The 12,449-nt window shown below is 51.0% G+C and carries 14 protein-coding genes; 6 read left to right on the forward strand and 8 right to left on the reverse strand.

The window, feature by feature from the left end; all coding sequences use genetic code 11:
- The first annotated feature begins 156 nt into the window (after positions 1–156).
- Positions 157–351, forward strand: a complete 195-nt coding sequence (locus ACJHVI_RS02895) for a chlorhexidine efflux transporter (RefSeq protein ID WP_483183123.1) — start codon at positions 157–159, stop codon at positions 349–351.
- 763 nt (positions 352–1,114) lie between these two features.
- Here ACJHVI_RS02895 and ACJHVI_RS02900 read toward each other — a convergent pair.
- The 4 genes from ACJHVI_RS02900 to ACJHVI_RS02915 are packed head-to-tail and all read right to left on the reverse strand — an operon-like array spanning position 1,115 to position 4,083.
- Positions 1,115–2,023 carry an HAD-IIA family hydrolase gene (locus tag ACJHVI_RS02900; RefSeq protein WP_483183124.1) on the reverse strand — a complete coding sequence of 303 codons (909 nt, stop codon included), beginning with the start codon at positions 2,021–2,023 and terminating at the stop codon, positions 1,115–1,117.
- Positions 2,024–2,052: 29 nt separating this feature from the next.
- Positions 2,053–2,571 carry a TPM domain-containing protein gene (locus tag ACJHVI_RS02905; protein ID WP_483183126.1) on the reverse strand — a complete coding sequence of 173 codons (519 nt, stop codon included), beginning with the start codon at positions 2,569–2,571 and terminating at the stop codon, positions 2,053–2,055.
- Positions 2,565–3,458 carry a TPM domain-containing protein gene (locus tag ACJHVI_RS02910; protein ID WP_483183127.1) on the reverse strand — a complete coding sequence of 298 codons (894 nt, stop codon included), beginning with the start codon at positions 3,456–3,458 and terminating at the stop codon, positions 2,565–2,567. Before ACJHVI_RS02910 ends, ACJHVI_RS02905 begins: the two co-directional genes overlap by 7 nt.
- 1 nt (position 3,459) lies before the next feature.
- Positions 3,460–4,083, reverse strand: coding sequence for a LemA family protein (locus tag ACJHVI_RS02915; RefSeq protein ID WP_483183128.1), 624 nt, complete (start codon positions 4,081–4,083; stop codon positions 3,460–3,462).
- A 371-nt stretch (positions 4,084–4,454) separates the two neighbouring features.
- Here ACJHVI_RS02915 and ACJHVI_RS02920 point away from each other — a divergent pair, with 371 nt between their 5' ends.
- From ACJHVI_RS02920 to ACJHVI_RS02940, 5 genes are read left to right on the forward strand one after another with little or no spacing between them, the layout of a single operon-like run.
- The gene (locus ACJHVI_RS02920) at positions 4,455–4,868 is read left to right on the forward strand and encodes a rhodanese-like domain-containing protein (RefSeq protein WP_483183129.1); all 414 of its coding nucleotides are present in this window, start codon (positions 4,455–4,457) and stop codon (positions 4,866–4,868) included.
- A 16-nt stretch (positions 4,869–4,884) separates the two neighbouring features.
- Positions 4,885–5,142, forward strand: a complete 258-nt coding sequence (gene grxC, locus ACJHVI_RS02925; protein ID WP_483183130.1) for a glutaredoxin 3 — start codon at positions 4,885–4,887, stop codon at positions 5,140–5,142.
- Position 5,143: 1 nt separating this feature from the next.
- Complete coding sequence (locus ACJHVI_RS02930) at positions 5,144–6,388, forward strand: lipoprotein-releasing ABC transporter permease subunit (protein WP_483183131.1); 1,245 nt, start codon at positions 5,144–5,146, stop codon at positions 6,386–6,388.
- Between the two features lie 14 nt (positions 6,389–6,402).
- Complete coding sequence (locus ACJHVI_RS02935; protein WP_483183132.1) at positions 6,403–7,098, forward strand: ABC transporter ATP-binding protein; 696 nt, start codon at positions 6,403–6,405, stop codon at positions 7,096–7,098.
- Positions 7,099–7,131: 33 nt separating this feature from the next.
- Positions 7,132–8,052: a DMT family transporter gene (locus ACJHVI_RS02940; protein WP_483183133.1), complete on the forward strand. Its 921-nt coding sequence runs from the start codon at positions 7,132–7,134 to the stop codon at positions 8,050–8,052.
- Here the strand turns inward: ACJHVI_RS02940 and ACJHVI_RS02945 are convergent.
- The 4 genes from ACJHVI_RS02945 to ACJHVI_RS02960 form a co-directional block, all read right to left on the reverse strand.
- On the reverse strand, positions 8,049–8,816 hold the full coding sequence (locus ACJHVI_RS02945; protein ID WP_483183134.1) for an ABC transporter ATP-binding protein: 768 nt from the start codon (positions 8,814–8,816) through the stop codon (positions 8,049–8,051). The two genes, ACJHVI_RS02940 and ACJHVI_RS02945, sit on opposite strands and share 4 nt — an antisense overlap.
- A complete protein-coding gene (locus ACJHVI_RS02950) occupies positions 8,816–9,874 on the reverse strand; it encodes a FecCD family ABC transporter permease (RefSeq protein ID WP_483183135.1) in 1,059 nt (352 codons plus the stop codon). Before ACJHVI_RS02950 ends, ACJHVI_RS02945 begins: the two co-directional genes overlap by 1 nt.
- Positions 9,875–9,883: 9 nt before the next feature.
- Positions 9,884–10,969, reverse strand: a complete 1,086-nt coding sequence (locus ACJHVI_RS02955) for an ABC transporter substrate-binding protein (RefSeq protein WP_483183136.1) — start codon at positions 10,967–10,969, stop codon at positions 9,884–9,886.
- A 178-nt stretch (positions 10,970–11,147) separates the two neighbouring features.
- On the reverse strand, positions 11,148–12,077 hold the full coding sequence (locus tag ACJHVI_RS02960; RefSeq protein WP_483183137.1) for an AEC family transporter: 930 nt from the start codon (positions 12,075–12,077) through the stop codon (positions 11,148–11,150).
- Between the last annotated feature and the right edge of the window lie 372 nt (positions 12,078–12,449).

Genomic DNA, 12,449 nt, shown 5'->3' on the forward strand with positions numbered 1-12,449 from the left:
ATTGGAGGTTAAAGCTAGCTTTGGGCGCGTTGCACTTCATACTTGAATCTGCCCATAATAAGCCAAGGCTTTTTGTCTGATTTCTAGTGAATAAGCCATTTGAAGTAGTGATTAGTGAATGGTGATGGAGATATGGGGATGGAGATATGGGGATGATTGGTATTTTTTCAAGGTTTGTTGGTTATATTTACCATTCCCCTCATGGCATACCTACTTCACTTAAGCCTCTGGCAAGCCTTTTTGGCAGATGTGGGCATAACGCTCTCGGTTATGGTCTATGCTTTGATTTTCAACTGGATTTATGACAACATCCGCCTAACATTCATCGCTAAAAATAATCAATTCAAATAAGCGCATTCGTGCATAAATTGGCAAAAGTGATGGGCGCATCTCATAAATCGGGCATTAAACTGCCCTATATGCAATCATTGAAAATAGAAACAAACAAAGCGACAACAACCGCCGTGTACACCTAACATAAGGAAGCCGACAACAATGTGTATTATTTTTCTATTAAACAAGCATAAAAACAACGCCAAAACCCTTGAATGGCGCGCAAACAGCCTTTAAAATAGCGCGCCTCAACGTTCTTCCGACACAAAGCTAAGTCATTGAAAACTCGACAGCATGAAAAACTCCTTTTGGCAAAAAAGAAATTTAGCTAAAGCGCCTTTCAACCATTTGAAAAGCAAGGAGAAAAAACAGGCAGTCAGTTGGAACAACCGCCCCACACATCGGGGATTAAGACCAGCTTTACGCTTACTGCCGGCTGCTCTCATAAGAAATCAAGACATTCAAGAATTCTCATCGATTTTCCGAAAATAAACCCTATATATTGGTATTGAATTATCTTTTTGTTATAGTTAAGGCAAGTAAGGTACAGTAATTTCCTACCGGTAAAGGTTGCTGACCCCAGCATGATCCACGTTCGAGTCGTGGGCTGTGCCTTACTTCCCCATCTTAAAAAGGAATATTTTCCCGCTATCGTTTTATCGATTATTCAATCGCCAAACAAAAAAAGCCGAGCATTAATATGCTCGGCTTTTTATTTGCTGTATCCATTAAATTCGGCTTGCACGACCTGCCGCCAATAATGGCGGCAGCTAGGCTAGCCTTAGGATTTCCCCACTTGTGCCATAACGAAATCAGGCGTGATGCCGCTATCGGCGATGTAGTGGCGGTAATCAAGGTCTTTGAAAAAGCCGTGTCCGTATAAAAGCGCGGTTTTAATGCCATAGGCATTACCGCCTAAAATATCGGTATGCAGGGTGTCGCCCAGCATCAGGCAGCGTTCGGACTGAAAGGCGATGCCGCGCGCGGCGAGGCGTTTTACCACGATGTCGTAAATGGCGGGGAAAGGTTTGCCGAAAACGCGGGTTTTCTCATGCACGGCATCAGGGAAGAATAAGGCGTATGTACCTGCTTCGATAGACGATGTTTTGCCAAGAGGCGCGATGAGATCGGGATTGCCGAGTAAGACGGGGCGCGGATGATTGATAAGCGTAGCTTCCAATGCGGCTTGGCGTTCGGCATTCCAGCGGTGCGGCGAGAAGAATAAGAAGCCGTCGGCTTGCAGGAATTGCGGCGCATCTTGGTCGATTATTTGATAATCGGCAAGGTCTGTTTGATGTTCTGCCGCGCCGATTCTGCCCCAAGTGAGTTGACGCGGGTATTCCGCCAAGGCTTCCAAGAGGGCGTCGCGGCTGGTAACGATGTTTTCCAGCGCAAAATCATAGCCTAAGCCCGAGTATTTGCCGAGATAGAAGTTTTTTTCAAAGCCGGCGGCGTTTGAGACGACAAAGCATTCTTTGCCTTGCGCTTGCAGGGCGGCAACGACTTCCGCCGTGCCGGCAATTGCGCTGCTGCCTACGTTTAAGACGCCGTAGGCATCAAATAAAAAGACATCGAATTGTTCGGCGATTTCTTCTAAGCCGCTGACGGCAAGGGCAGGCGCGGCGCGGCGCACTTGTGGCAGGCGATGGCGGATACTTTGATAGCGCGCATAGGCTTGAACGGCTGGCATGAGTGTCTCCTAAAGCTAAAAGGCGCAGCTTAGCGCAGAAGGACTTGATTAGGCAATTCGTTGCCGTTGGGGTCGTCTTCCGAGGGCATGCGTTCGCGCAGCAGATTGCCCACGCCTTCCAGCAAGGCTTCCAGTGCTTCGATTCTTTCTTTGGCGTAGAGTTTCGCAACTGCCGCATCCGCCAGAACCTGCCATTCTTTTTCATTAATCACGGTATTTAAGCCTTGATCGGCAACGATTTCCAAGCGGTGTTCCGCCAAATTCAGATAAATCAAAATGCCGTTGCGTTCCGCCGTGTCCCAAATCCGCAGATGGGCGAACATGTCTTCGGCACGCTGACGGATACGCAGATGAAAACTTTGCGTAAAAGGCAGGCTGCGTTCGATGCACAGACGGATTTCGCCGCGATGACCACGCTCGGCAAGGGCAATCGCCGCTTCAAGCCGCGCCAAGGCGGCGACATTCAGCCAGCGCGATTGAAAAGGGGTGGTGATCAAATGCGATAAAGCACGTTTTACTTTGCTGCCAACTGTTTGCGTATTCACCATGAACCTCCTGCTCCGCCGCCTGAAAAACCGCCGCCGCCACCGCCGTAGCTGCGTCCGCCGCCAAAATTGCCACCCGAAAAACCGCCGCTGCCGCCACTGATAATAATCGGTCGGCTGCCGCCCGAAGCGCCTTGTGCGCCAAAGAAAAATAAAAAGATAACAAAGAAAAAGAAACCGAAGACAAAGGACAGTGCGCCCAAGCTGAAGATGAAATAGCTCACGCCCGCCACCGCCGCGCCGCCCAGCAAGCCGCTAACAAATTTACCCAAGAGCATGGCAAGAGGAAAACACAGCACAAAAATCATCATCGCGGCAGGCAGCACTTGTTCCAAAGGCTCGCCGCTGTCGGCTTTTTTATCCGCCGCAATCATTTGCGCGCGCGTATCGGGGTCGGCTTCCAGCTGCGTAATTAGTGCATCAAGCGTATTTTCAATACCTTGCACATATTGCCCTTGGCGGAAAGCAGGCACTAATTCATTGCGCTGAATCCGTGCCACTGAGACATCGGGCAAGGCGCCTTCAATTCCCCTGCCCGTCAGAATGAAAAAGCGGCGGTCTTGCAGCGCGACTAAAAACAGCAGCCCGTTATTCGCCTGCGCATCGCCCAATTGCCAGCTCCGTGCCAAACTCAAGGCATAATCAAAGGCTTCCACGCCGTCGGTGCTATCGACAATGACCACCGCCGCCTGCACCAATGCTTGATCGCGCAGGGCATAGAGGCGGTTTTCAATCCGCGCCACACTTGCCGCATCCAATAATTGCGCTTGATCAATTACAGGACGGTCAAGCCTCAATTGCTCGGCAGGAACCGCCCACAGCGGCGCACAGCAGAACAAGCAGAAAGCGGCGAGCAGATAAGAGAGGCGCGGCAGAAGTCTTGCGCTCATTTTATTGTCCGAAGCTCACTTTAGGTGCGGTCGAAATTTGCGCTTCGTTTTCCACGCTGAAATTCGGCTTGGCGCTCAGTCCGGCGAAACCGGCAATCAGATTGGTCGGGAATTGGCGCACGCTGCTGTTAAACTCGCGCACGGTATTGATATAGTCGCTGCGCGCAGTGGCGATGCGGTTTTCCGTGCCTTCCAACTGCACTTGCAGATTCTGGAAGACTTCGCTGGCTTTTAATTCGGGATAGTTTTCCGATACCGCAATCAAACGCGACAAAGCGCCGCTTAATTGCGCCTGCGCCGCTTGGAACTGCTGCAAAGCATTGGCATCCAAATCGCCGACATTCACATTCATGCTGCTGACGCGGCTGCGCGCCTCGGTTACCTGCGTAAAGACCGATTCCTCATGCGCGGCATAGCCTTTCGCCACTTCCACCAAATTCGGCACCAAATCGGCACGACGCTGATATTGATTGACCACGTCCGACCAAGCAGCTTTCACGCCTTCGTCCAAACGCTGCAATTTATTATAGGCAGGCACGCCCGTTATAAACGCCAAACCCACCGCGCCTAAAATCACTATCAGCAAAATGGCGGAAATAGAAGCGCGTCCTTGTTGTCGATTCATGTTTTATCTCTCTTTAAAAAAGGCGCAATATAGCAGAAAGCCGCGCTTAGTCCGCATTTCACTATGGCAATACGCAAAGCGGGGGCTTTTCGGGCGTATATAGTCGGAGAAGTGAAAAGTATAGTTAAGAAATTCAAAAAGAGTTACAGTTTAAACACATCTCGCCGTACTCTCTGCGCTACCTCTTAGCAGCATTGCTGTGCCACTTTTTCATTTCTTTGACTATAGTACAAGGCGGCGAGCCGCAGACAGTACAAGAGCGTACGGCAAGGCAAGCCAACGCCGTAATACTTTTTCAATTCTTTGACTATAGGTTTAATTCTGCGCGGTCAAGCCGTATAATTAGTCTTTTGCTTTTTCGAGGGAGCGCGATGTCTTTTTCGCAATTTTTTGCCGCCAACTGGCTGCTTTTTCTTCTGTTATTCATCGTCTTGGCAGCCATCGCCTTTTATGAATTCAATAACCGCGGCAAGGGCGGACAGCAATTAAGCAATATTGCCGCCAGCGCTTTCATCAATAACGGCGCTTTGCTGTTGGATACGCGCACCGCCGCCGAATACAAAGCCGGACATATTGCCGGTGCCAAACACGTCGGCGCCGATAAATTCGCCGATTATGCGCAAAGCCTTAATCTTGCCAAAGACAAGCCGATTATCGTGTATTGCCAAAGCGGCTTGAGCAGCCGTCAGCAAGCCAATCTCTTAACTGCGCAAGGCTTTAGCAACGTCTATCAGCTCAAATCCGGCATCGACGGCTGGAAAGCGGAAAATCTCCCCCTAGTCTAAATCAACAAGGATTCTTATGAAAAACATACTCATGTACATGAAGCCCACCTGCCCTTATTGCCAACGCGCCGCCGAATTGCTCGACGACAAAGGCGCAGTAGTGGAAAGCATCAATATCAGCAAATTCCCCGAGCGCCGCGAAGAAATGATCGCCCGCGCCGGCGGACGCAGCACCGTGCCGCAAATCTTTATCGGCAGCACGCACATAGGCGGCTGCGATGATTTATACGCACTCGACGCGCAGGGCAAATTAGACGCGCTGCTTGCCGATTAATATGTCCATTCTTCCCAGCAAAATCGGGCTGCGCTACAGCTATGCGCGCCGCGGCAGCAATTTCATCGGGCTCAATGCGATTTTAGCCGTCATCGGCATCACTATCGGCATCGCCGCTTTGATTGTGGTACTGTCGGTGATGAACGGCGTGGTCAGCGATGTGCGCGACAAGCTCCTCGCCATGACCGCGCAAGTCTCTCTGCGACCGCGCTTTAGCGAAACCATTGCCCCCGAATTTGATGCCGCCCAATATCTGCGCCAAGATGCGCGCATTCAAGCCTATGCCCCTTATGTGGAAGGACAGGGGCTAATCGGCATGGGCAATTCCTATCAAGGCATTTTGCTGCACGGACTGAATCCCGAAGAAGAAGGCAAAGTATCGGAAACCTTTACCCGCATTCCCGAGCAAGCCCGCAATGCCTTGCAAGCCGGCTCATGGAATATTATTTTAGGCAAAGGCTTAGCAAATCAATTAGGCGTTTTCCCTGGCGACAAAATCACGATTATTGTGCCCAAAGCCAATGCTTCCGCCGCCGGACTGATGCCGCGCCTCAAACGCTTTACCTATGTCGGCGCTTTTGAAAGCGGACATTATCAATACGACCATCAATATGTGATGCTACATGAAGCCGATGCCGCAACCCTCTTGCAATTGCCTGCCGGCGCCAGCGGCTACCAAATAAAAATCGGCGATGCCATGCAGGCGCCCGAAATCCGCAAACATCTGCAAAGCCTGCTGCCGCCCGATGTGTATGCCAGCGATTGGTCGCTCGACCAAGCGGTCTATTTCAATGCCGTGCAAATGGAAAAAAACGCCATGTTCATCATCCTATGCCTGATTGTGATGGTGGCGGCATTCGGACTGCTCTCTTCTATGTATATGGTCGTTACCGAAAAACGCCGCGATATCGCCATCTTGCGCACCATGGGCATGACGCGCGGACAAATCGCGCAAATCTTTATCTCGCAAGGCATGATTTTCGGCAGCATCGGCACGGTCTTAGGCGTCAGCCTGGGCATTGTGATTGCTCTTAACGTACCCTATCTCATGGATGTATTACAGAAAATGACAGGATATGAAATTCCGCCGCAACTGTATTTCGTCGAACAGCTCAGCGCGAAAATCGAGCCAGCGGTGGTCATCAGCATCAGCGCGATTACCCTCATCATGACCCTGCTCTTTTCCGTCATTCCCGCCATTATTGCCGCGCGTACCGAACCCGCCCGCGCCCTATCCCAAGAATAAGCAGAGGAATAAGCATGAACCAAATTGTGCTGCAAGCAGAAAACCTGCACTTCACATACCGCAGCAAAGGCGAAAACCTCAGCATCTTAAAAGGTATCGACCTCAGCATTGCACAGGGACAAAGCGTCTCCATCGTCGGCGCATCTGGCTCGGGCAAATCCACCCTTCTGCATCTGCTTGCCGGTCTGGACAGCCCCGACAGCGGCAACATCAGCCTTTGCAGCGAGCCTTTTGTGCAAGCCGGCAAAACCCAGCACAACCGCCGCAGCAAAATGCGCAACCGCTACATGGGCTTTGTCTATCAATTCCATCACCTCTTGGCGGAATTCAGCGCGCAGGAAAACGTCGCCATGCCGCTACGAATTCGCGGCATCAGCGACAGCCAAGCCATGCGCGAAGCCGCGCTGTGGCTGGAAAAAGTCGGACTTTCCGCCAGAATGCGGCACAAACCCGCCGAACTCTCGGGCGGCGAACGCCAACGTGCCGCCATTGCCCGCGCACTTGTCAGCCAGCCGCGCTGCCTGCTCGCCGACGAACCCACCGGCAATTTGGACAGCGACAATGCCGACAGCGTCTTCGCCCTCATGCAATCGCTGATTCGCGAACAAAACGGCGCGATGATTTTAGTCACCCACGACCTCAACATCGCCCGCCAAACCGATGCCTGCTACTATCTGCATCAAGGCAAATTACACACTCAAGCACCTTAAAGGTGCTTTTTTCATCAAGCAAGGAACAGATTCATGAACGCAGGCAAAGGATTATTGATGGCAAGCATCACGGCATTGATGTGGGGCTTTCTACCGATGGCGGCGCAGCCGCTTTTGCGCCTCATGAACCCGCAAACCCTAGTTACCACGCGTTTTGCCTTTGCCGCCTTGTTTTTATTCGCCTTATTAAGCTATTGTCGAGAACTGCCGGCAGCGGCAAGTATCCTGCAAACGCGCCGCCTCTTCCTGCTACTACTCGGCATCATGGGATTATTCGGCAATTTCTTTCTTTTCAGCACAGTCCTGCTCTATCTCAACCCCTCTGCCGCGCAAGTATTGGCGCAACTGCAACCCTTTCTGCTCATGTTCGCCGGCATCATCGTCTATAAAGAAAGCATCAACCGCCACCAAATCATCGCCGCCCTACTGCTCTTTAGCGGCATTCTCCTATTCTTTAACCGCGAATTGCCACATCTCTTGAGCAAAGACATGCGCAACGAGCTCATCGGCATACTCCTAAGCCTGATTGCCTCCGCCGTCTGGGTCGTGTACAGCTTGGTGCAAAAACAATTAAACCGCGCCATGGGCAATACGCAAATCCTAGCCCTCATCTATCTGGGCTGCGCCTTAGCCGGCATTGCCTTCATCGACTGGACAGCCTTCTCGCGTCTGCAAACGCACCATTGGGCATTGCTCCTCTTTTGCTGCCTCAACACCCCGATTGCCTACGGCGCCTTTGCCGAAGCCATCCGCATTTGGCAAATCAGCAAAGTCTCCGCCACCCTGACCATGGTGCCGCTCATCACCATCATCGCCACCGAAATCCTGCACCGTATCGCTCCGCAACTCATCGCCGCCCCCGAATTAAACGGACTTGCCTACTGCGGCGCCGCCATTGTGATTAGCGGCGCTTTATTGGCGGTTAGCGCAAAATCTGCCCAGAAAAATACCTAAGCACCTTCGGCACACGACCGCTGCACCGGCGCGATAGGCACAACGGCAATGCGCCCGCTGCTGCTGCGCAGAATTTCCGCTTCAATGCCATAGACTTGGCGCAGACTTTGCTCCGTCAGCACTTCGGCAAAAGCGCCGCTGGCAGCTAATCGCCCCTGCGAAAGCAGAGCCACGCGCTGCATAAATTGCGCGGCAAGGCTTAAATCATGTACTGCCATGATGACTAAAGCACCGCTGCTTTGCACATAGCTTTGCAAACATTCGCAGACCGTCATTTGATGTCGGATATCTAAGGCGCTGGTGGCTTCATCAAGCAATAATAATTGCGGCTGGCGCAACAGCCGCTGCGCCAATAGCACTAATTGCTGCTGTCCGCCTGAAAGGCGATTTATCGGGCACTGATGCAAATGACTGATATGAAAAGACTCCAGCATATTAATCGCGCGCTCGACCAGTTCGGATTGTACGCGCAAACCTAATTTTTCATGACAACCTAATAATAAGGTATCCAGCACGCTCAGCTGCGCTTTCACATGGCATTGCTGCGGCATAAAGCCGATTTCCGCAATACGAATCGGGCGCTCCTGCCAAGTAATCCTACCGCTGAAGGCACGCAGATTTGCAATCGCATGCAATAAAGTCGATTTACCGGCACCGTTCGGGCCAATCAAGCCGACCATCTCGGCGGCGTTTAATTGCAGAGACAGACGGTCGATAATCGGCTGCCTGCCTACCGCAACACAGACATTGTCCAAGACTAACATCAGGCGTTTCTCCCTCTGCGGCGCAAAATAATCAAAAACAGCATCGGCACGCCCGCCACAGCGGTAATAATCCCGACGGGGATAACCGCCGCAGGCGAAATCCATTTACCCAGAACCGATGCGCCGATCAAAATAATCGCCCCAACCATTGCCGACATGGGCAAAGAAAAGCGATGGTCTTCGCCGACCAAAGCACGCGCAATATGCGGCGCGACCAAGCCGACAAAACCGATAGTGCCGACAAAAGCCACGGCAGCAGCGGTTAATAAGGCGACAATCACAAAGCTGCGGCGGCGCAATTGCTCTACCGCCACGCCAAGACTTTGCGCATTCGCCTCGCCCAAGCGCAAAGTCGTCAATGCCCATGTATCGCGCGCAATCCACGGCAGGCACAGCAGCAAGACCGCTGTCAGCACGGTAATACTTGTCCAGCTGGATTTCAGCAAACTGCCGAATAACCAAAACACAATCTGCTGCAAGACTTCAGGCGAAGCAAGATATTGCAATAAGGATTGAATCGATTGGAAAAAGAATAAAACCGCAATACCGCCCAGCACCAACACTTCCGGCGCGGCGCTGCGCAGCATGGCAAGCACATAAATCAAGCCGCAGGCAAAAAGCGTCATGACAAATGCCGCGCTCGGCACGAGAATAAACGCCGGCACAGCAAGAAAGCCGCCGAACATAATCGCCAATGCCGCACCGAATCCCGCGGCGGCGGAAAAGCCGAGCGTAAACGGGCTGGCAAGCGGATTGTCTAAAATCGTCTGCATTTGCAGTCCTGCCAAGCCCAAGCTCAAACCGACCAAAGTCCCCATAAGGGTCGGCGGCAGGCGTACCTGCCATAAGATGGTAATGATTTTACGATTGCTGCCATCGGCTGCAATTCCCTTCGGGCCTGCCCATAATGCCGACCATAAACTGTCGAATGACAAACCCGCAGGCCCGGTCAATAAATCCAAGCCCATCAAAAATAAGAGCAGCACCAATGCCAAAAGTAAATATAGCAGGGAACGGCGCTGCGCCTGCGTATGCGCATGAACAATCGCGGTATTCAATCGCTATCCTTAAGGCTGATATTGCCACATAAAAATACCGTCGGCGGCAATCGGCAGCCATTTGGCATAGTAATCGCGCAGATTTTGCGCAGGGTCGATATCTTCAAACAAATCAGGATGTAACTGCTTGGCGATATATTGCGCATAAACATAGTCGGACAAAGTACGCGTACCGCCGTGATAAATCGCATGCACGCGGCGGTTTTTCACGGCTGGCAAATCCGCCCAGCCCGGGCGCTGCATATAGGCCTGCATACGTGTTTTCAAAACATCCGCCTGCGCACCGAAGCCCACCGCCACCGACTGCGGCTTATTTTTCCATTCCGAACCCGCCAAGAAAATGACTTCAGGCTCTTGCGTCAAAATATATTCGGGATTCAAAGGTCCCCAATTACTGATTTCTTTTACCGCAATATTCTCGCCGCCCAACTGCGTCACCAAAGCACCCCATAGCGTATTGCCGTAAGAATTGCCGTATTGCTCCGCACCGTTTTGCGCCAATTCGACATAGACTTTCGGCTGCGATGACGCTTTTTCCACCCGCGCCATGACCGCTTCCATCGCCGCCTGATAATTATCCGCCAAGGCTTGCGCGCGCAACTCCCGTCCCATCAGTTTGCCCAAAACCAAGGTCGATTGCACATGTTTTTCAACCGTTTGCGCATTGTAATCCAAAACCACAATCGGAATGCCCGCCGCTTCAATCGTATGCGCCACCTCGCCCAAAGCATCAAAATTCCATGCCGCGACAATCAGCACATCGGGCTCTGCGGCAATCAATTTTTCCACTGAAAAACTGTCATTATCGGTGCTGCCCATATCCGGAATATCTTTTAAACGCGGCAAAGCCTGTTCATAGAGAGCATATTGATTAGGCCGCCAATCCTTCCACGTGTAGCGCGACAAAGCAACCACCTTGTCCAAGCCCTCTTTTCCCGTAACCGCCAAATAATCTTCATAATAAAATCCAAGCGCCACCCGCTCCGGCACCGCATTCAGCTTGACTGTCCGCCCTTTAGTGTCGGTCAACTCAATCTCCGCCCAAGCCAGACCGGCGCACAAAGCAAGCGCCGCCAATAACAAACGTTTTTTCATTTCTTTTCCTTATACCGAAAGACAGAATAAAAAATTTCTGTTGAAACTTTTGGCGGAAATTTTATCATTGCTTGCATAACATATGAAATACTTATTTTATGCAGACTATTAAAAATCCTGTCTTTTCCTCGGAAAAATCAAGCGGTGTCTTGCTCTATTGCAGAATATTGATGGAAATTTAAGTGTTATAGAGCATAAAAATCAGCGACAAAGTCAGGGTGGAAAATATCGTGGACAGCAGCATGGATGCCGTACCGCGGTTCATATGTCCGTATTGCTGGCATAAAATCGCGCCGGCGTTTGCCAAAGGCAGACCACCCAATAAGGCGCCGGCGAAAATCATTTCGCGGCTGCCGCCGAATAAAGCGACAAATCCTGCACAAGCCAGCGGTATCAGCAGAATTTTTACCGCGGTAATCTGAATAATATCGGGCACACTGCCTTGCAAACGCAGACCATATAAGCTGCCGCCGATAATCAGCAGCGCCAAAGGCGAGGCAGCGCCCGCCAAAATCTCAATCGCTTTGAATACCGGCAAAGGCAATTGCCAGCGGCAAGCGGAAAAAAGTAGTCCCAGCAATAAAGCTAATATCAGCGGTTTTTTCAAAATATTGATAAACAAAGGAAAGAGCTTCGATTTTCCGCCCACCTGCGCGGCTTGCACATATTCCATCAAAGACAGAAACAGCGGCACCAAGAGCATCATTTCAATCAAGACATTCAGCGATAAATAAATCCCTGCTGGTCCGCTGCCCAAGACCGCCAAGCCCAAGGGATAACCGACAAAAACGCTGTTTGAATAAGTACTTGCCATGCCATTTACCAAAGCCCCGACAGTGGTCTGCCTGCGCCATAGGGCAAGCCCCGCGCTTAGAGCGAAGACGCAGAGCGTCGCCGCGCCGTAGCCGAATAAATAGGGCGCGATAAAAATTTCGCTTAATGAATAAGAAGATAATGTTTTGAAAATCATCATCGGCAGTGCCACCGCTATGACTAAGCGCCCAAATCCCTGCAAATGCTCGGCATTGATAAATCTGCTTGCCGCTAAAACATAGCCCAAGGCTATCACCATAAACATGGGCATTAAGGTGCTTACAATTTTTAACATCGCCTGTTCTCTGAATTATGCAAGCTGCCTTTATACGCCGCTTGAGGGCGAATGTATAGTGCGCAAGCGGCGTAGGGAAAAATAGACTTGGCAAGCGATTTGGGATGCGTTCTTTATTGTCTCATTTTAATCTGAAGAAACTATAATAAATGAGAAGGCTCTAGACTAGCAGAATCATTCTGTTAAACTAGAAAAATAAGATACAACAGTAAATTAAGTACATATCATCTCAAAAAATTATTCGGCACTTTTGTGCCGATATTGAAGCCTCAAAAACCGCTTTGCTGACCGGTTTTAATCGCAATACCATCAATCATTGGTACAACATCTTTCGTCAGGAAATCTATCGCCATCAGAGTGAACTTAAGGAAC

This window comes from Suttonella sp. (assembly GCF_056855035.1).